Genomic DNA, 19,959 nt, shown 5'->3' on the forward strand with positions numbered 1-19,959 from the left:
CACAGTGCGATCGCAAGGAAATATCACCCTCACAGGAACAGGCGGCAACGCGAGCGGGAGCGGCAACGCGGGCCTTGTGATAGCAGGGCTGGTAGAATCCACAGGCACCGGGAATGTCACTCTCGTCGGTGTTGGCGGCAGCGGGACCGATCTCAATACAGGGATAACTCTTAACAATACCAGCACAGTGCGATCGCAAGGAAATATCACCCTCACAGGAACAGGCGGCAACGCGAGCGGGAGCGGCAACGCGGGCCTTGCAATATTTGGGCCCGTAGAATCCACAGGCACCGGGAATGTCACTCTCACCGGTGTTGGCGGCAGCGGGATCGATCGCAATTCAGGGATAGGTCTTAACAATACCGGCACAGTGCTATCGCAAAATGGAAATATCGCCATAACAGGAACAGGCGGCAAGGGGAGCGGGCTCGAAAACTCCGGCCTTGCGATAGAAGGGCCTGTAGAATCCACAGCCACCGGGAATGTCACTCTCGTCGGTGTTGGCGGCAGCGGAACCGATCGCAATTCAGGAATAGGTCTTAACTATACGGGCACAGTGCTATCGCAAAATGGAAATATCGCCATAACAGGAACAGGCGGCAAGGGGAGCGGGATCGGCAACTCCGGCCTTGTGATAGAAGGGCCCGTAAAATCCACAGCCACCGGGAATGTCACTCTCGTCGGTGTTGGCGGCAGCGGAACCGATCTCAATTCAGGGATAGGTATCATTTTAGATAATGCCAATATTACGACCAACGAACAGAATATTACTTTTAATGGCAATGTCTTTCTCGCTCCCAATTCTAATGTCAATCTGAATACTGGGCAAAAGGCAGGCGATATTAATTTTGGAGGAACTGTTGATGGCCGTGGCAATCTCAGCTTAGAAACAGGGAGTGGAAACATTGATGTTAAAGGGGACGTAGGCAAGACCACCCCATTAGAAACTCTGACAGCCAATAGTTCTGGTACAACGACATTTAATCAAACAGTCAATGCCGCGAGTTTGACTACAGATGTTGGCGGCACAACTACACTCAATGGCAATGTCACGACAACGGGCGCTCAAACTTATAAGGATGCTGTCACGATTGCCAATAAATCGAGTCTCGCAGGTAGCGACGTTACTTTCAACAAGACAGTTGACGGTAGTGGCGATTTGACTGTGAAGGCGAGTAGTGGCAATATTACATTCAGCGATGCAGTTGGTAAGACAACTCCTCTCACAAGTTTAACTACCAACAGCAAAGTATCTTTAGGCGTCAATGTCACGACAACTGGCGCTCAAACTTATAACGATGCTGTCACGATTGCCAATAATCCGACTCTCACAGGCAAAGGCATTACTTTCAAAAATACTGTTGACCCCCTTAATAACGTCGGCAGCAGCTTGACTGTGGATGGGGGTACTGGTGATGTTACATTCCAGAGTACGATCGGCACTATCAACAACCCGATCGTAGATTTGCAAACTAAATCTACAGGAACAACCGTATTTAGTAAAGCAGTCAGTGCAGTGAATTTGACTACAGAGGCTGCGGGTGGCACAACTCAAATTAATGACAAGGTGACAACTACCGGCACTCAAACCTATGGAGATGCTGTCACAATTGCCAATAATCCGATTCTCTCAGGTAGCGACGTTACTTTCAAAAATACTGTTGACGGTAGCAGTGATTTGACGGTGAAGGCGAGTAGCGGGAATATTACATTCAGCGGTGCAGTTGGTAAGACAACTCCTCTGGCAAGTTTAACTGCCAACAGCAAGACATCTTTAGGCGCCAATGTCACCACAACCGGCAGTCAAACCTATAACGATGCTGTCACGATTGCCAATAAATCGACTCTCTCAGCTAGCGACGTTACTTTCAAAAATACTGTTGACGGTAGCGGCGATTTGACGGTGAAGGCGAGTAGTGGCAATATTACATTCAGCGATGTAGTTGGGGCTGCAAGTGCGATCGGCAATTTAAAAGTTAACTCTGCCGGTACAACTGCATTCAACAAAACAGTCAACGCAGCAAGTTTGACTACAGATGGCGGCACAACTACACTCAATGGCGATGTCAAGACAACCGGCACTCAAACCTATGGAGGTGCTGTCACTGTTGCCAAGAATCCGATTCTTTTAGGTAGCGATGTTACTTTCAACAAAACAGTTGAAGGTAGCGGCGATTTGACGGTGAAGGCGAGTAGCGGGAATGTGACATTCAGCGGTGTAGTTGGGGCTGCAAGTGCGATCGGCAATTTAACAGTTAACTCGGGAGGTACAACTCAAGTTGAGGCAAATGTCACGACAACCGGCAGTCAAACCTATAATGATGCTGTCACGATTGCCAAGAATCCGACTCTCTCAGGCAAAGGTATTACTTTCAATAATACTGTTGACGCCAGTAACAGCGGCAGCGATTTGACTGTGAATGCAGGTACTGGTGATATTACATTCAGCGGTGCAGTTGGGAGTTCAAAGGATCTCGGAAATTTAAAAGTTAACTCTACAGGAACAACTGCATTTAATAAAACAGTCAATGCAGCAAGTTTGACTACAGATGTTGGCGGCACAACTACACTCAATGGCAATGTCACGACAACGGGCGCTCAAACTTATAACGATTCTGTCACGATTGCCAATAAATCGACTCTTTTAGGTAGCGATGTTACTTTCAAAAATACTGTTGACGGTAGCGGCGATTTGGCTGTGAAAGCCAGTAGTGGCAATATTACATTTAGCGATGCAGTTGGGGCTGCAAGTGCCCTGGGCAATTTAAAAGTTAACTCTGCCGGTACAACTGCATTCAATAAAACAGTCAATGCTGCAAGTTTGACTACAGATGGCGGCACAACTACACTCAATGCCGATGTCACGACAACTGGCACTCAAACCTATGGAGGTGCTGTCACTGTTGCCAAGAATCCGACTCTTTTAGGTAGCGATGTTACTTTCAACAAAACAGTTGACGGTAGCGGCGATTTGACGGTGAAGGCGAGTAGCGGGAATGTGACATTCAGCGGTACAGTTGGGGCTACAAGTGCGATCGGCAATTTAACAGTTAACTCGGGAGGTACAACTCAAGTTCAGGCAAATATCACAACAATCGGCAGTCAAACCTATAATGATGCTGTCACGATTGCCAAGAATCCGATTCTTTTAGGTAGCGATGTTACTTTCAACAAAACAGTTGACGGTAGCAGTGATTTGGCTGTGAAAGCCAGTAGCGGGAATGTGACATTCAGCGGTGCAGTTGGGGCTGCAAGTGCGATCGGCAATTTAAAAGTTAACTCTACAGGTACAACTGCATTTAATAAAACAGTCAATGCTGCGAGTTTGACTACAGATGTTGGTGGCACAACTACACTCAATGGCAATGTCACGACAACTGGCACTCAAACTTATAACGATTCTGTCACGATTGTCAAGAATCCGACTCTCACAGGTAGCGACGTTACTTTCAAAAATACTGTTGACGGTACCGGCGATTTGACTGTGAATGCCGATAGCGGTAATATTACGTTCAGCGGTGCAGTTGGTAAGACAACTCCTCTCACAAGTTTAACTGCCAACAGCAAGACATCTTTAGGTGGCAATGTCACTACAACCGGCAGCCAAACCTATGGAAATGCTGTCACGATTGCCAACAATCAGATTCTCACAGGGAAGGAAATTACTTTCAACAAGACTGTTGACGTACCTGGCAATCTCGATCTGGTTGCTGACAATGTTAATCTCAAAGGAATTGTCACAACCACGAATGACGGCGCGCTGACAATTACCAATACGGGGAATCTCAATATCGATCAAAATCTGAATTTAGATGGTGCATTTAATCAAAAAGGTGCCGGAACTGTGGCGCTGAGCGGAAATATCGCTACCACTAATGATCACATTAGTTTTAGTGGGCCTGTGACCTTAAAAAATCCTGTAAATTTTACACTGGGAGATGCAACTATTGCTTTCGGTTCGACTTTAGCAGCAGGAACTAACGCCCTGACTTTGACAGCAAGTGAAATTAATTTTTTCGGTAAGGTTTCTGGTAATGCTGCGCTAACGCTACAACCAGGAAAGGTAGGACAAAATATTGTGGTTGGTGGTAGTGACAACAATACTAGCGCTTTAGATTTGACTGCATCGGAAATTGATTTAATTCAAAATGGATTTACTAAAATCGCGATCGGGCGATCGGATAGTAGCGGCAATATTAGTATTCCCAATAATCGCCAATTTTTAGACCCCGTAACTATTCAAACGGGAACTGGTACGATCGCACTTGATGGCACTCTGACGGGCAATGACAACAGCAGCATTACTCTCAAGGCTTCTACAATCAATTTGAATTCTAGCATCAATACCAATAAAAATGCGATCGCCCTTAACGGCAATGTCAAACTCGGCAACGATATCAATCTCAATACCAACGGCGGAGATATTAACATAGTTGGTGCGATCGACGGCAATCGTTTGTTAAACTTAAACGCAGCTACAGGCAGTGTGCTGGTGCAAGGAAATATCGGAGGAACAGCACCGCTTTCTGTTTTGAATGTTACTGCAACGAACGCAGAATTTACTGGTAATATTGCCAGCAATTCAGGTTTTAATATTACTGCTAGCACTAAGTTGGGTGGCAATGTTACCACGAATAACGGCAATATCAATATTGACGGTACTCTCGGGCTGACGAAAGATGCGATATTGAGCACGGGTGGGGGGAATATTGCCTTTAAAGGTGCGATCGACAGTATCGATGCGGCCCGCAGCCTAAATCTGGATGCAGGTAGCGGCAGCATCACTTTCAGCGCAGCAGTCGGCGCAACCAGCAAGTTAGGAAATATTCTGATTAAAAATGCTGGCAATGTGACAGGAAACTCGACAATTAATGCAGCGCAATTGACAGCACAGAACACGGAAAAAGTCAACTTATCGGGAGATGTAACCGCCAGCAAAGTGGATATTACTGCTAGCGGCGATATCACTGTTAAAAACGTTACTACTGATGGTGGAGAAATTCTCTTCAACAGCGGTAACGTTTTCACAGCAGGTAATTTGAATACATCGGGAACTATTGGCGCTAACATCACGGTTAAAGCGATAACTTCAATTACAGCCGGACAAATTAACTCCAGCGGTACAGTCGGAAATGGTGGCAATGTGTTCTTAGATCCGATCGGCGATATTCAAGTAGAGTGGATTAATGCCCAAGGTGGTACTGGTGGCACCGGTGGCGATGTGTTTGCTTCATCGACGGGGGGATTTTTCCGCGCTACGGGTGGTTTTTCCACCCCACTTTCGCCGACGGGATTTGCTAGCATTTCTACTGCTGGTGGCGCAGGTGGTGGCACAATTACAATTGAGCACGCTGGGGGAGATAAAGGGCCGCCGATTCAACCGTTTGTCGTGGGAGATGCGACTACAAATGGTACGGCGGGTGCAATTACCACTGGACAATCTAGCATTACATCGCAGTCGTTTCCCCGTTCTGCTAGTGGTGTGCCTAATATTGCATTTCCGACTGATGATGCGATCGATCCAATTCCAACTCCGTCAACAACTCCGAGTCCAACTCCCACTCGGGTTGTGATTCCAACTCCGAGTCCAACTCCCACTCGGGTTGTGATTCCAACTCCGAGTACAACTCCCACTCCGGTTGTGATTCCAACTCCGAGTACAACTCCCACTCCGAGTCCAATTCCAACTCCGAGTACAACTCCCACTCCGAGTCCAATTCCCACTCCGAGTCCAATTCCCACTCCGAGTCCAATTCCAACTCCGAGTCCAATTCCAACTCCGAGTCCAATTCCAACTCCGAGTACAACTCCCACTCCGATCGCACCCATCACCACACCAGCATCCCCCACACCCGCACCTATCGCCTCAACCCCCGATCCAGAAGACTTTCCAAGTCGCCGCCGAATTCCAGCGCTAGACACTCCCGGCCCTGCTGCGGGTCAAATTTTAAGACTGGATTCAAGTATCACCAGTCAGTTATCCCCCGGCCAACCGCCAGCAGTTCCCCCCAGGGAAACACCGCCATCGCTGAAACCTACTTCTAATTTAGTTCTGGGATATGTACCGTCTCCCGATCGACTTTTTGAAGGCAACGACATAGAGAAAATAGTTTTGGGAATAGAACAAATTAGGAATCAAGAATTTGGAGAATATCTGGGAGTTAAAGCCAACCTTCCAGACCAAAAAGTGATGATGGTGCAATTCCAAGAAACTTTAAGAAAGATCGAACAGCAAACCGGCAAACGTTCTGGTATTATCTACATAATCTCCCGAATTAATCAACTGGAACTAATTTTAGTTCCTCCCGTAGGGCTGCCGATTCACTACAGCGTCCCCGAAGCCAACAGAGCAGCACTTTTTCCGATAGTCAACCAGTTCCGCGATGAAATCACCATTCCCGCAAAACGCGATACTACCAGTTATCTACCCTCGGCCCAGCAATTGTATAAATGGGCGATCGCACCCCTTGAAAAAGACTTGCAAAACTTAGGAATTCAGACTTTGTTGCTGTCAGTCGATCCGGGATTGCGGAGTATGCCCTTTGCGGCTTTACACGACGGTAAAGGCTTCTTGATTGAAAAATACAGTTTCAGCCTGATTCCGAGTTTCAGCCTGACTAATAGCGATTATAGAGCAGTTAGAGACGCCACTCTGCTAGCAATGGGACGGTCAGAATTTGTGGACAAACAGCCATTGCCCAGCGTGCCGATCGAATTACAGGCAATTTCTGGTGAGTGGAACGGCGCATCTTTCCTGAATTCGACTTTCACTTTAGACAATCTCAACTCGCAACACACCAAGGGAGGATTTCGGATCATTCACCTAGCAACCCATGCTGACTTCCAACCGGGAAAACCGAGCAATTCTTACATTCAACTTTGGAATTCCCAATTGCAGCTCGATCACATGGATAGTTTAAATTGGCGCAATCCGCAGGTAGACTTGTTAGTATTGAGTGCTTGCAGAACAGCCTTGGGCGATCGGGAATCAGAGTTAGGTTTTGGAGGTTTAGCAGTAAAATCCGGCGCCAAATCTGCCTTAGGGAGTTTGTGGTATGTTGAGGACGGAGGCACTTTGGCGCTGATGAGCGAATTTTACCACCAGCTTCGAGGAGCCGCAACCAAGGCAGAAACTTTGCAACTTACTCAACAGGCGATGATTGCTCGTAAAGTTCGGATTGAAAACGGGCAGTTAGTAACAACAGCGGGCAAGTTGAATTTATCGGCTAATATAAAACAACAAAACCAAGATTTTTCTCATCCTTATTACTGGAGCAGTTTCACCCTGATCGGAAATCCGTGGTAAGCTGCGATATTTGAGAGCGTGTTGGTGGATAAAATCAACCATTCCAGGTTCGCAGCATCGGAATGCAAGTCCTCCGACTTTATGAGGACTAAAGTCCTCACTACGAACAGCTATTTTTATAGCAAATTAATTAAATTATTTGAGATTAAATACAACCCCACAGATGAATCTGGGGGCTTGAACTAACGTCCAAACTTTTTGTCTCACCGCGACTTTTGTCGGGGGATTGTATCCGTCTTTGGGCCTTCTTCGAGTCAAAAATTATCTGAAACCAGCAGCAGCTCTGGGCCCAAGCTGTTTCAAGTTAGGTGCGGCAGTTCCATAATTAACGCGACAACCGATGTTTAACAAACTAGAACTGCATTCGAGAGGGACAATTTGCTGGTCGAGGAGAGCGCTGCAACTTACATACTCGTCGTTATTAGTATCTCTTACCATACATTCGATCGCTCTAGCACCCGATCGACTCGCCCAACTGTTCATACCTACAACTGCGATCATGTGCTGCCAGAAAAACGACAACACTAACACTCCCAAGAGTACAGTAACTCCTAATCCTGCTTTAACTTTCCAACTGCTCAGGATGTTTCCCAAGCTACTTTTTACATTTTCCGTCCAAGAAATAGAGCTTTCGGAACTTGTTTCTGGAGCCGATAAATTTGTTTGTGTTGGTTCTGGGATTTCCGACATCACGTATCTCCTCTGATTGTTGGGACTTGCCAGGGCTGGCAGTTGCGATCGCGCGCAACTGCAAACCCTATTAAATTTTAGCAAAACTAGCCTGTGCCGACAACCGATTCGGGCAGCACCGCCCTATAAGTATGTATGTTGAGGAACTGCACCGCGATTTCTATACCTTTTGAGGTATTGCGCAATTTGTCAAACTGGTTGGTAGTGAGGACTTCAGTCCGCATAAAAATCAGAGCACCCAAGTCCGAACGATCGAACACTTTTGATTGTGACATTAGTACAGTGCGGATGACCGCACCTTACGAAAAATTACTGATTTCAACCTGCCAAAAGTTCCAACAACTCGGCCTCGGAAAGTAGCTCGATTCCCAAAGATTGAGCTTTTTCCAACTTAGAACCTGCATCTTCACCCACAACCACATAATCAGTTTTAGCACTCACAGAACTTGAGACTTTCCCTCCCGCTTTTTGGATCAAATCTTTAGCTTCATCTCGTTTCAGAGTCGGCAAAGTTCCCGTAAGCACAAAGGTTTTGCCGACAAATTGTAAATTATGGTCGCCGGAATTCTGACTTTTGACTTCTGACTGCAATTGCAATCCCGCAGTTTTCAACCGTGCGATTAAACTTTGATTTGCCGGAACTCGAAACCACTGATAAACCGACTGAGCAATCTCCGGGCCGATGCCGTACACGCCCTCAATCGCAGCGGCCGATACTGCGGCTAACTCTTCCACATTTGCAAACCTTTCTGTCAGCAATTGAGCGTTGACACTACCAACGTGGCGGATTCCCAAGCCGTAAAGTACCCGCGAATAAGGTTGATTTTTCGATTGGGCGATCGCACTTACCAACTTTTCGGCTAGCTTTTTGCCCATCCGTTCCAAACTCATCAATCTTTCGGCTGTCAAATCGTACAAATCTGCCGCAGAATTGAGCAGGTTGCTATCAACCATCTGCTGCACCAACTTTTCCCCAACACCGTTAATATCCAGAGCATCCCGGCTGCAAAAATGAATCAGGGAACCCCTCAAAATTGCCGGACAAGACGTATTGATGCAGCGAGTCACGGCCTCCCCTTTTTCCCGAACTACAGGTTGTCCGCATTCGGGACAGCAGCTAGGCATTTGAAAAAGTTGAGCATTTGGGGGGCGAAGTTCTGCTAAAACTCGCACAACTTCTGGTATGATTTCCCCAGCTTTTCTGACAATTACAGTATCGCCAATGTGGAGGTTGAGCTCGGAAAGTCGATCGCCATTATGCAGCGAAGCCCGCGAAACCGTTGTCCCCGCCAACTGCACGGGTTTTAGTTCCGCCACGGGCGTCAAAGCCCCGGTTCTGCCTACCTGTACGGTGACTGCTTCCACTATTGTAGGCACTTCTTGTGCTGGATACTTCAGGGCGATCGCCCAACGCGGAAATCTCTGAGTAAAACCCAACTGTTTTTGGAGCAAAACCGAATTAATCTTAACAACAACGCCATCCGTCATGTAAGGCAAATTTCGCCGCTCAGTATCCCAAAATTCGTAATACTCCCGAACCTCATCCAAAGAATAGCAAACTTTGCGATTGGGATTCACCTTAAACCCCATTGTCCGCAACAATTCCAACGAATCCCATTGCGTGTTACCCTCATTTCCCTCATCTAAATAAAGAGTATAAGCAAAGAAATCTAACCGTCGCTGATCCACAACTTTAGAATCCAACTGTCGCAGCGTACCCGCCGCCGCATTGCGAGGATTAGCAAACAATTGTTCCCCCGCTTTTTCCCGTTCCCGATTAATTTCTGCAAACACAGCCAAAGATAAAAAAGCCTCTCCGCGCACTTCCACAACAGGCGGCGGATTATCTAAATTCAGCTTTAAAGGAATCGAGCGAATAGTCTTGACATTTTGAGTGATTTCCTCTCCTGCAATGCCGTCTCCCCGCGTCGCACCGCGAACTAAAACCCCATTTTCATAGGTTAACGCTAAAGCAGAGCCGTCAATTTTCAACTCGCAAACATAGGAACCCCCCCCCAGCCCCCCCTTGCTAAGGGGGGGAGTAATTTCTTTGTTTTTCTCATTGCTAAGACGAGGTGCAATTCCATCTTGTCCCTCCCCTTGGCAAGGGGGGGCTAGGGGGGGTGCAATTCCATCTTGGGCAGGTGCAATTCCATCTTGTTCCCCCCCTTGACAAGGGGGGGTTAGGGGGGGTGCAATTCGCTGCCAGCGTTCCTGCCATTTAGCAAATTCCTCAAAATTAAAAGCATTTTCCAAACTGTAGAGAGGAATATTGTGCTTGACGCTAAAAAACTGAGTAGCAGGCTTTTCTCCCACGCGCTGAGTCGGACTTTCGGCAGCAATCAATTCAGGATGAGCTGATTCTAGTTGTTGCAACTGTCGATAAAGGCGATCGTACACCTCATCTGGTATAATCGGCGCATCGAGAACATAATAAGCATAGCTAGCTTCCTGTAGCTGCTGCCTCAATTGTTGAATTTGCTGCTGAATGTCGGATTGCATATCGATTTGAGATTTAAGATTTTACATTTGCTCTTATTTCAGACCGAACCACAAGAAAATTGGTTCGTAGTGAGGATTTCAGTCCTCAGGATTTTTTGAGGACTGAAGTCCGAACGATCGAACATTATAACGGTTGTTTTACGGGATATGATATTAGATGATCTATCTCAATCTTAACTCAAAAAAAGGAGCCAACAACTAGAAAATCAAAAAATATCCTAATTATGACTCGCCTTTATAGCTGCTGAATTTTGGGTAAAATTCCTCACAAATTCAGGTCGGCAAACTCGCTAAATTTCTTATTATCCCCGGACATAGAAGCTTGAAGATTCTCACCATTTTTTTCGCTATTCAAGTTACCATTGGCGCGGACTTTGGTCAATTCTTGAGCGTTCGCCTTGTTGAAAGCGAGGGGTTCAGCGTGTTCTACCTGAAACACATTAGCGTAGAGGTTAGCAATAATCTGTTTGCCACCCTGGGTCAATTCCAAGTAGTTCAAAGCTGCTGGAATATAGGGAAAAACTCCGTTCCAATAAAACTTGGCGTAATTTTGTCGCAAATCTCCCGGAGACTTGTAGCCCAAAATTTTATTAGTGCCGACTTCCTCAAATTCGTAGAACAAAGCACTGATTTTTCGTAGGTAATTGGGGTCGCTCAACTGACCAATCAAATCGGCGGCCCTGGCGAGTCCAGAATAATTGTTTCTGTCTTGATGAGTTTCGCTAGCAGGAACGGGGAAGCGTGTCAACTCAATATTGCGTTTGATTTGTTCGGCGTCAATTAAGGTGTGGCCGCCGAAGCGTTCGTCAATTACGAGTTTTCCTCGATCGACATGGTAAGGAGTTAAACTGGCAGAAGTGGCGCCGATCGCCACAGAAACCATGCCCCCATCAATACCCGTAGCGTAGAGTCCGACAGCTTCTTGGTCTTGGCGGCAAACACCTTTCACGTAGCCGATATCGTGGCACAGCAGCGAGATCAGGTAGTGCAGCCAATCTTCCGGCGACACTCCCCCTTCGCGAATATGCTTGCCCCGGAGAATCTCTTGTCCCACCAAGGCCACGAGCATTGTGTGTTCCACATTGTGGTACAGAGCATCGCAGTTAGCGATATTTTCCAGAGCCATAGTCCCCGCCCAGGCGATAATTTCCGGGTAGTCAGGCTTGTACTTGCCGTAGGTGCGACGGTAGCCGGCCTGCAGCTCTTGCACAAAAGCGTCAATCAGGATAGCAGTTGCATTGAACATCATAAATTCTCTCACTCAGGCTGTAGTTACAAACTCGATCGAAAATATCTTGCATAGCTGAAAAAATAATCAATGGGCATGACCGTAGGTTTGACCCCGGGCGCGTTGAATTTGAAATTTCAGCTACTCTTGTCAGGTCAGAAAATTACTCTCAGGCTATGCTTCCCACGATAACCTAATTTCCGAAGCAACAGATCGATTGTTCGGTATTAAATATTAGTGAAACAATTTACATCGTTTCACCGACTAATTATTAGAAGTCCTAGGTGTGAAAGTTATGAACTGTCTGTTTCCGAGTCTCTCCACTGCTGTAAAACGCACTCGGCGGTCGATCGCCCCAAAATACCTAGGATGGTTTGCATTCACGGCTGTTTGCACCGCCGCACCGGCTTTGGGAGCAGAGCGAATTTACGTAACTTACGGGCCGCTAGAAGAATCAGTGCCGATCGCATCCCTGGCACTCTTCGCCAAAGAAGGCAAAATAGACTCGAACTTGGACGGCTTCGCTCAGTACGCCAAAAAATCTCAGCTAGCGGAGATTCGCAGCGCCCTGCAAGCCAAAGCTGAAATCAGCCACGTGACGATCGCCCAATTCCTCTACACGCCGCAAGGAGAAGTGCTGCTGGAACGCTTGGGGCGAGTGATTCAAACCAAAGCTCGGCAGCCGGGATTTTATGCGATCCGCGCCGCCTTAATTTTAGCAGCCTCAGACTCAGAAGGCCTGACAATTCTCAACGTGCTGCAAAAATTCCCTACTTACGGCATCAGGATTGACATCTCCCGCGGCTTGGGTATCGCCAGCGAGCTGACATCGCTGATCAACCGTTCCAACCGGGCGATCGCCGGAGTTGCCCAATTGTCGGAAACACAAGCAGCCGAGGAGCCAGGGATACCGCCAGCCGAACTGTTGCAGCCCCAGCAAAATGGCCCCTACACTTGGAAAAAATCATCGGTAACTCTGACGAGTCCAAATCGCGATCGCACGTTTGATATGGACATTTACCTGCCGCAGGGCAGCCAGCAACCGGCCCCTGTCGTCGTAATTTCCCACGGTTTAGGTTCCGATCGCATTTCCTTTCAATATTTAGCAAAACACCTAGCCTCCTACGGCTTTGCCGTCGCCGTCCCCGAACACCCCGGCAGCAACGCCCAACAAATCCAAGACTTAGTAACAGGCAGAGCCAAAGACTTAGCAGAACCAGCAGAATTTGTCAACCGCCCCCTCGACATCAAAGACCTGCTCGATTATTTAACCAAACTTTCTACAACCGATCCGGCCTACCGAGGGCAGCTAGACTTGCAGCGAGTCGGCATCATCGGCCAGTCTTTCGGCGGCTATACGGCATTAGCATTAGCCGGGGCGGAGATTAACTTTGCACAGCTAGACAAAGACTGCCAGCTCGAAAAAGACACTTGGAACATCTCGCTGCTGTTGCAGTGCCGCGCCCGTGGCCTAGAGCGCAACCAGTACAATTTCAGCGATCCGCGCATCAAAGCTGCGATCGCCGTCAACCCTATCGCCAGCAGCATTCTCGGAGAAACAAACCTCAGCAAAATCCAAATCCCAGTCATGGTAATCGCAGGCAGCGCCGATACCGTCGCCCCCGCTTTGCTCGAACAAATTCAACCCTTCACTTGGCTGACATCGCCCAACAAATATCTGGTACTGATGAACAACGGGACTCACTTCTCAACGATCGAGGACTCCCCTCAAAGCCTCTTTCTGCCACCACCAGAGGTCATCGGGCCCGAACCAGCTTTAGCCCGCCGCTACCTCAACGGACTCAGCCTAGCTTTCATGGAAAGTTATTTGAACAACAAATCAAATTTCCGCCCGTATTTGGAGCCCTCCTACGCTTTAAGCATCTCCCGAGACACTCTCGGACTGAGAATTTTGCGATCGCTCACCCCGCAGCAACTACAACAGTTCAGTTCTGCACCTGTGCGCACTCCGGCTCCTCCACTGCCGATCGAGCCACTTTCTCCAGTTTCTCCGCCTTCTCCACCTCCGCTAGCTCCAGTTCCCCGTTAGGCTGTTGTGGCATTTAAATTCAATCTTTGGGGCGGTGCTCGGAGCAACGGCCCAAAGATTGTTTGACAAAACAAGATTGTTAAAATTAGACGCGCACCAGCTTAACAGCTAACAGTTGACGAAAGACTCCAAGTTTTGGAAGTCGTATATAGCCTTTCTCACAAAGATGAGGTATCATGTTACTGACACTCATGAGGGTCAAACAGAGAAGACACAAACGATCGACTGAACTAGAATTACATGGTTCAGTAAAGCCACGGGAAAGCGATAGCACACATAATAACATTTTTCTGACAGCACGAAGAAGTTGACTCACAAAAAGTAAAATTGTACTCCTCTTCATACATTGTTAAAAATGAAAACTTATTCGATTGATTTTAGGCAAAAAATCCTTGATACTTATCATGCTGAACCCATTTCACAAAAAGCAATAGCTAAGCGTTTTTCGGTGGCCCTGAGCTTTGTACAAAAATTGCTTAAACAGTATCGTGAAACAAAAAACATTGCTCCGAGAACTGACCGATGTGGAGCCAAAGGCAAACTTAATGCGGAGCAACTACTCATTTTGGCGGAATTGATTGAAGAAAATAATGATGCAACCCTTGAAGAACTCCGTTATTTGCTTTATGGGAAAATTGGATTTTCCGTGAGTAGAGCAACAATAGGAAGAATGATAAAACTCTTAGACATAACTTTCAAAAAAAAACTCTCTTCCCTTCAGGCAAAGGAACTGAGCGAGTTCAAATCCTGCGATGTGAGTTTTGGGAAACAATTAAAAATATTAGTTTTAAAGACTTAATATTCATTGATGAATCTGGAGTTAATTTGGCAATGGTTAGGTTATATGCTAGAGCTTTAAAAGGTGAAAGAGCCAAGGGGCCAAGACCAACCAAACGTGGCAAAAATGTGTCAATAATTGGTGCAATGTCAGTTAATAAAATCTTAACATCCGTTAATCTAATAGGTGGAACTGATGCAATTACATTTGAAGCTTTTATTATCAGAAAACTTGTGCCAAAACTATGGAAAGGTGCTTGTGTAGTGATGGACAATTGTTCTATTCACATGGGAGAAGAAGTGAAAAAAGCGATCGAAAAGAAAGGGGCAAAATTAATATACTTGTCACCTAATTCGCCAGATTTTTCACCAATTGAAAATCTGTGGTCAAAACTTAAAATCATTCTCCGTTCTAGGAAGACTACTAATTATCAAGAATTAGGAAAAGCCATTGAGTTTGCGTTCGAGCAAGTTACATCAGAAAATATTTTTAACTGGTTTACACACTGCTGTTATTGTACCTCATCTTTTTGAGAAAGGCTATATTATGGATAAGTGATTATTGTCAAAGGTAAATCAGATGGTTGTCGCAATTTCTCAAACAGGATTGGGTACAGGTGCAGCCTTGCTCTCAAACGTGACATGGGAGACTCTGGAAAAGTTGGATGTAGATTTGGCCCTAACTGGAGCGCGTTTAACTTATTTAGATGGGTGTTTAGAAATTACGACTCCTTTTTCTGAGGCCCATGAGGAACCTAAAAAAACTTTAAGTCAGCTTTTAGAGATTTATATGCTGATGAAAGACATTCGTTTCTACGGGCGTGGTAGTACAACTATCGGGATGAAGGAATTGGGTGCACGGAAGGAACCAGATGAGTCTTATTGTTTGGGTACGCGCAAGTCAGTTCCAGATTTGGCGATCGAGGTGACGGTGACGAGCGGTGGAATTGATACGCTGGAAATCTATCGCCGGGTGGGAGTGCAGGAGGTTTGGTTTTGGGAGGATGGTGTAATTTCGGTTTATTGTTTGCGTCCAACGGGATATGAGTTGGTGAGTAAGAGTGAATTGTTGCCGGAGTTGGATTTGCGATCGATCGAGTTTTATTCGCGGATGGCAGATCAATATGATGCGATCAATGCTTTTATGCGATCGATGTAGAAGTTGAGAAGTGCGATCGAAAAATCATGCTTTAGCCTCACGTTTTGCCTTTGCTGCTTGAAGTTTTTTCCATGCAGCTTCGGTTCCTGGTTTCGGTAGTTTTGCAGCAATCTGGGCAAAAAGCAGTTACGCAGTTCACGTAAACTCACCGTGACTCCAACATTTCCTCAACTGTCAAGCCAATATCAATTGCAATCCGCTGAAGCAATCTCGGTGATATATCACGGCCTTTATGAAAAGGAACAGTAGTGCCTCGCCCATCTTCGTGACGGAACTGCTTATGTGAGCCTTTTTGACGCACTTCTACAAAGTCAAGGTTCTCTAGTATGCGGACTATTTCCTGTGGTTTCAGAACTGGGATATTGCTCATGTTTATCGGATCACAATCTGTTGTGTACCTATAAACTCTGTCTCAATGACCAGAGTATCATCTTCTAGGAGCATCTCAATTACCTCACGCAGATTCTCGTGTAACTCATCCAAGGTTTCTCCCTGAGAATGCGCCCCAGGAAATCCAGGAATATAACCAACGTAAAGCTTGGTATCAGAATCTTTTTCGATGATAGCGGTAAATGTTTTCATAAGATTCGCTTTCTATCCGTTAAATGTAAGAAATGTAATCTCTCATAGATTATATAATATTTCACCTGCATTGAATGTATGCTTTGAATACGGGATTGAGGAGAAAGAGCGATCGCCCTTCTAGTTGAATTTTTTCCACTAAGCCGCGTCGGGCCAAGGATTGTATGGCTTGCCACAGTTCTGATTTGGATAATTCGCGATCGGCAGGTGGTTGGGAAATATCTACCGCGTCATCTTGACTTGCTAACCATTCGCTCACCTTTTTTTCTAATTCCGATAAACGCTCTAGTTGAGATTCTAAAAGGGGTTCTATGTCCCCTAAATAGATATCATTTTCTGCGGCTAAAAACCGGGCTACATTCCCGTCAAATAATTCTAAAATTGTTGAAGCGATGATGTTTAACCAGGAAGGATGACCTTGATAAAGGGTGATTAATTCTGACCATTTTTCCTCATCGGTTAATCCTTTTTCTTTGAATATTTCTGCGGCTTGTTCTCCTAAGCCTTTGAGGTATAAGGTGCGAGTTGGTCGGTTTTCTCCTTCTAAAGTTGTGATTTCTCTGGGTTTTTCCCAACTGAGGAGGATTAAGCAACTCTGGTGAGATGATGTGGCAATTTGTTTGAAAAATTTGGCATAATCTTTATATTCGGCTAAATATTCACCTGCTAATTGACCGCTGCTAAATATATTATGTACATCATCAAGTATTACTAAACAACGATAGGTGCGAAAATAATCGATGATTGTTGGTAATGGGGTTGGTTGCGATCGCGAAAAAAATTGCTTGAGTTGGGTTTGCAGTGTTGAGAGTGTGGGAGTGTTGCTGAGACTTTGCCAAATAATGTAATCAAATTCGGTTTGAGTTTGTTGGATGAGTTGGAGGGCGATCGCGCTTTTGCCGATTTCACTTAAGCCGTAGATGGTGATTAAGCGGGTGTGGGCTTCTAATATCCATTGTTTGAGGGTGGTGAGTTCGGATGTGCGGTTGTGGTAGTAAGGGATGTCGGGCGCGTCTGTTAAGTCGATTATGCGGGTATGGGCTTTGTTTTGGGGAGAATCGGGGGGAAAGGGCGATCGGGTTTGTACATCTTTAATGGTTTGTATAAATTGACCGCCAATATTAACATTATCAAATTGTAATAAACAGTGACCTGATTGAGAAGTTTGATCAACTTTATGTTTTTTTTCTAACTTAGAACGAAAATTAAATTTATTGAGATCTTCTCCTAATTCCTCACCCAACTTTTCCCATAACTTAGCCGCTTCTTTTTTAACGTGAGATTCACTACAATTGAACTCTTTAGCTATTTGAGGATATTTCTGTCTTTGCCAAACACCGGTTAGTATGGCTTCTTGTAGGAGTGTGAGATTTGCTCCGGTGCGATCGAAAATTAAGTTGTCAGCCCATTGTACAACATCTTCACCATTCATAGGTCAGGGTTGAGTGAGGTTTAGTGTACTATATTCTACCAAATCCTACTTTGTCAACTAGATTGTACCAAACTCTACTAAATTGGTTCAGGGTGGTTAGAAGTTTGGGTGCTAAATCCGACTTTTTTGAGTTGCCATATATAAAGATTACCAAATACAATTTAAGGAAACAAAGCAATCAAAAATTGAAAAATAAGAGCGAATTAACTTTGAAATCTAATTCCTTTTGGCATAGTTTAGTTGCAGTTATGACTCTGACTCTATTCTTGATAACTGCTCAGTTTTCCATACCCTCTAACCCAGCTTGGGCCGATCAAACCGGCAACTGTTATTCAGATAAACTGGGTCATACGGAATGTACAAATATTGACAAGACAAATAACGGTACTATTATAATTGTTAACCAATCTGATTCAGGCAAAGCTGAAGCTTTTGTAGCAGGCGTGATCGTTGGAGCTATTGGTGGTAGCGCTAGTACAATTGCAGCCGTTTCTACTGCGGGTTCTGTTGCTGGACTCGGAGCTGCTGGAGTTACTTCAGGTTTAGCGGCAATTGGTAGCATTGCAGGTGGTGGAATGGTTGCTGGGTTAGCGGTTTCAGCAGCAGTTCCTGTAATAACTGCTTCTGTTGTTGGTTATGTTGCTTATAAAGCTTGGGAATGGGTGCATCCTCCTCAAACTCAAAATGTAGAAATTACTCCCCACTAAATTTAATTTTTTTCAGTAGGAAGGATCGGCAAAACTTCAGCTAATACAGTAGATCAAGGATAAAATCTGATGGTTCACTTAGGTTCTAGCGAACAAAAAAAAGATATTCGTCTAATAGCAACTATTTGGATTTGGATTTTATCTATCTTTTCACTCTTAGCTTGTGTGCCAATCTTAGCTCTTACGGAAAATAGTTTTTTCCTGCCTTTTGCAGTGCTTATTTCTGTTACTATAAGCACTGCATCTATTTGGTTTTTTGGAAAGCCCATAAATTTAAAAAATGATAAAATGATTAAAATTTTACAAGCTAGAATTGAAAATTTAGAAACAATTTCTGATATTACTGAGTTTGATAAAAAATTAATTAATGATAACTATAAATAAAAATATTTTAATCACAAGGCTTAGATGTAGGGTGCGTTAAATTGAGATTAATTATCAAATAAATAGATTATAGCAGGTGACGCGCTCTACTAGGTAAAACTAACGTCGATCTGCAAAACAGGGAAACCGCGCGATCGCACTACTATTTTCAAGTATAATTTCCCTAACTATTATCTCCACATTTAACTAACGAGGTCCGGCTTCAATAGCAGAATTGGCTATTTGAACGAGCGTTTCCTCTCGTCCATTCTTCATGGTTACTTGGTACAAAACGCCTTGATACTGCCATTCCACTAAGGCAGTACAGGAAGCACCGCAGCCATTATAAAAAATTCCTTGTGTTCGGTCAGCTAATTTAATGGTTTTAAATTCACTTCTAAATCCTCTAGGCGGTGGTTGGGCTGGTTCTCCACCTCTTTCTGCTGATATACTCCCGATAAAGCACGCTGTACTGTTGCAATTAGGTGTGTGGCTGATTTCAACGCTATAGCTATTTGTTTCTACTCGGCTTTTCAAGTAAATTTTTTGTGAGAATGGAAGCTGACTAGGTAAAAAAATTGGTACTCTCGTCTTACCTTGAATTTGTGAGAGAATTTCACGAACAGGAAAAGGAATACTCGATTGTACTGGTTTGACAAATTGACTATTAGCACGAACGAAACAACGTTGCACCCCACCAGTAGCGTAGTTTTTTCCTACAAAAAGCCAAGGTAAACCCCTGGTATCGTTGAAAGTACCAGCAGCATTACTAGGAAAGCTTTCAAAACGCTGTCCCTGTTTTAAGACACCAACTAAAGACCAATTAAAAAACTCAAATGGAGTGCGGTTGTCAGCACGCATAAGTTCTTCAAAAGAAGAATTTGTCATGCGACAATTTAACCCATTTGGGTCTGGATCTACTACTTCCCAATAAGTATGATAAGCTCTTCCCATATAATCCCCTTGATTATTAGGACTTGGGAGAGGTGCAGTAGAACCCAGTTTAGCTGCTCCTAATACCAGAAGAGTTGCAAGAGTAATGGTTTTTAATTCTTTTAACATGGGTATCACTTTTAAAACACTATATCGATCGTAGTATTCAAGGACTTTCTGATACATTAAGTCTATCATACTTTGGGATGAAGAACTATTGATTACTCGCA

At 45.0% G+C, this 19,959-nt stretch carries 14 protein-coding genes; 6 read left to right on the forward strand and 8 right to left on the reverse strand.

Annotated elements, in window-relative coordinates; translation table 11 throughout:
- Positions 1–76: 76 nt before the first annotated feature.
- Positions 77–7,306: a CHAT domain-containing protein gene (locus QUB68_RS29295; RefSeq protein WP_332998427.1), complete on the forward strand. Its 7,230-nt coding sequence runs from the start codon at positions 77–79 to the stop codon at positions 7,304–7,306.
- A 261-nt stretch (positions 7,307–7,567) separates the two neighbouring features.
- Here the strand turns inward: QUB68_RS29295 and QUB68_RS29300 are convergent, their stop codons facing one another.
- From QUB68_RS29300 to QUB68_RS29315, 4 genes are all read right to left on the reverse strand, one after another.
- Positions 7,568–7,996 carry a hypothetical protein gene (locus tag QUB68_RS29300; RefSeq protein ID WP_332998428.1) on the reverse strand — a complete coding sequence of 143 codons (429 nt, stop codon included), beginning with the start codon at positions 7,994–7,996 and terminating at the stop codon, positions 7,568–7,570.
- Between the two features lie 86 nt (positions 7,997–8,082).
- Positions 8,083–8,271 (reverse strand): hypothetical protein, encoded by a 189-nt coding sequence (locus QUB68_RS29305; RefSeq protein WP_332998429.1) that lies wholly within the window; start codon positions 8,269–8,271, stop codon positions 8,083–8,085.
- Between the two features lie 43 nt (positions 8,272–8,314).
- On the reverse strand, positions 8,315–10,498 hold the full coding sequence (gene ligA, locus QUB68_RS29310; RefSeq protein ID WP_332998431.1) for an NAD-dependent DNA ligase LigA: 2,184 nt from the start codon (positions 10,496–10,498) through the stop codon (positions 8,315–8,317).
- 265 nt (positions 10,499–10,763) lie between these two features.
- Entirely contained in the window at positions 10,764–11,744 is a 981-nt protein-coding gene (locus QUB68_RS29315; protein ID WP_332998456.1) for an Npun_R2479 family HD domain-containing metalloprotein, read from the reverse strand.
- A gap of 277 nt (positions 11,745–12,021) precedes the next feature.
- Here QUB68_RS29315 and QUB68_RS29320 point away from each other — a divergent pair, with 277 nt between their 5' ends.
- The 3 genes from QUB68_RS29320 to QUB68_RS29330 all read left to right on the forward strand — a co-directional run bounded on the left by QUB68_RS29320 (position 12,022) and on the right by QUB68_RS29330 (position 15,712).
- A complete protein-coding gene (locus QUB68_RS29320; protein ID WP_332998432.1) occupies positions 12,022–13,776 on the forward strand; it encodes an alpha/beta hydrolase in 1,755 nt (584 codons plus the stop codon).
- A 355-nt stretch (positions 13,777–14,131) separates the two neighbouring features.
- Positions 14,132–15,087 (forward strand): IS630 family transposase gene (locus QUB68_RS29325; RefSeq protein WP_332998433.1). Its coding sequence is split into 2 segments (ribosomal slippage): positions 14,132–14,450 and positions 14,450–15,087, totalling 957 coding nucleotides; the frame shifts between segments, so codons are not numbered across the junction.
- A gap of 46 nt (positions 15,088–15,133) precedes the next feature.
- Positions 15,134–15,712, forward strand: a complete 579-nt coding sequence (locus QUB68_RS29330; protein ID WP_332998434.1) for a Uma2 family endonuclease — start codon at positions 15,134–15,136, stop codon at positions 15,710–15,712.
- Positions 15,713–15,857: 145 nt separating this feature from the next.
- Here QUB68_RS29330 and QUB68_RS29335 read toward each other — a convergent pair whose 3' ends face one another.
- The 3 genes from QUB68_RS29335 to QUB68_RS29345 all read right to left on the reverse strand — a co-directional run bounded on the left by QUB68_RS29335 (position 15,858) and on the right by QUB68_RS29345 (position 17,726).
- Complete coding sequence (locus QUB68_RS29335) at positions 15,858–16,082, reverse strand: type II toxin-antitoxin system HicA family toxin (protein WP_293133325.1); 225 nt, start codon at positions 16,080–16,082, stop codon at positions 15,858–15,860.
- 2 nt (positions 16,083–16,084) lie between these two features.
- Positions 16,085–16,294 (reverse strand): type II toxin-antitoxin system HicB family antitoxin, encoded by a 210-nt coding sequence (locus QUB68_RS29340; protein WP_332998435.1) that lies wholly within the window; start codon positions 16,292–16,294, stop codon positions 16,085–16,087.
- Positions 16,295–16,355: 61 nt separating this feature from the next.
- Positions 16,356–17,726 carry an NB-ARC domain-containing protein gene (locus QUB68_RS29345; RefSeq protein WP_332998436.1) on the reverse strand — a complete coding sequence of 457 codons (1,371 nt, stop codon included), beginning with the start codon at positions 17,724–17,726 and terminating at the stop codon, positions 16,356–16,358.
- A gap of 104 nt (positions 17,727–17,830) precedes the next feature.
- Between QUB68_RS29345 and QUB68_RS29350 the strand changes: the two genes are divergently transcribed.
- A complete protein-coding gene (locus QUB68_RS29350) occupies positions 17,831–18,433 on the forward strand; it encodes a hypothetical protein (protein ID WP_332998437.1) in 603 nt (200 codons plus the stop codon).
- 69 nt (positions 18,434–18,502) lie between these two features.
- Complete coding sequence (locus QUB68_RS29355; RefSeq protein ID WP_332998438.1) at positions 18,503–18,817, forward strand: hypothetical protein; 315 nt, start codon at positions 18,503–18,505, stop codon at positions 18,815–18,817.
- Between the two features lie 186 nt (positions 18,818–19,003).
- On the opposite strand, the gene QUB68_RS29360 is transcribed toward QUB68_RS29355, so the two are convergent.
- Positions 19,004–19,927, reverse strand: a complete 924-nt coding sequence (locus tag QUB68_RS29360; protein ID WP_332998439.1) for a hypothetical protein — start codon at positions 19,925–19,927, stop codon at positions 19,004–19,006.
- Between the last annotated feature and the right edge of the window lie 32 nt (positions 19,928–19,959).

The sequence above is a fragment of the Microcoleus sp. A006_D1 genome (assembly GCF_036702805.1).
Taxonomy (GTDB): Bacteria; Cyanobacteriota; Cyanobacteriia; order Cyanobacteriales; family Microcoleaceae; genus Microcoleus.

Coding starts and splice junctions, on each gene's coding strand:
- QUB68_RS29300 (WP_332998428.1), bottom strand. CDS start 7,996: ATGTCGGAAATCCCAGAACCAACACAAACAAATTTATCGGCTCCAGAA.
- QUB68_RS29305 (WP_332998429.1), bottom strand. CDS start 8,271: ATGTCACAATCAAAAGTGTTCGATCGTTCGGACTTGGGTGCTCTGATT.
- ligA (WP_332998431.1), bottom strand. CDS start 10,498: ATGCAATCCGACATTCAGCAGCAAATTCAACAATTGAGGCAGCAGCTA.
- QUB68_RS29315 (WP_332998456.1), bottom strand. CDS start 11,744: ATGTTCAATGCAACTGCTATCCTGATTGACGCTTTTGTGCAAGAGCTG.
- QUB68_RS29320 (WP_332998432.1), top strand. CDS start 12,022: ATGAACTGTCTGTTTCCGAGTCTCTCCACTGCTGTAAAACGCACTCGG.
- QUB68_RS29330 (WP_332998434.1), top strand. CDS start 15,134: ATGGTTGTCGCAATTTCTCAAACAGGATTGGGTACAGGTGCAGCCTTG.
- QUB68_RS29335 (WP_293133325.1), bottom strand. CDS start 16,082: ATGAGCAATATCCCAGTTCTGAAACCACAGGAAATAGTCCGCATACTA.
- QUB68_RS29340 (WP_332998435.1), bottom strand. CDS start 16,294: ATGAAAACATTTACCGCTATCATCGAAAAAGATTCTGATACCAAGCTT.
- QUB68_RS29345 (WP_332998436.1), bottom strand. CDS start 17,726: ATGAATGGTGAAGATGTTGTACAATGGGCTGACAACTTAATTTTCGAT.
- QUB68_RS29355 (WP_332998438.1), top strand. CDS start 18,503: ATGGTTCACTTAGGTTCTAGCGAACAAAAAAAAGATATTCGTCTAATA.
- QUB68_RS29360 (WP_332998439.1), bottom strand. CDS start 19,927: ATGATAGACTTAATGTATCAGAAAGTCCTTGAATACTACGATCGATAT.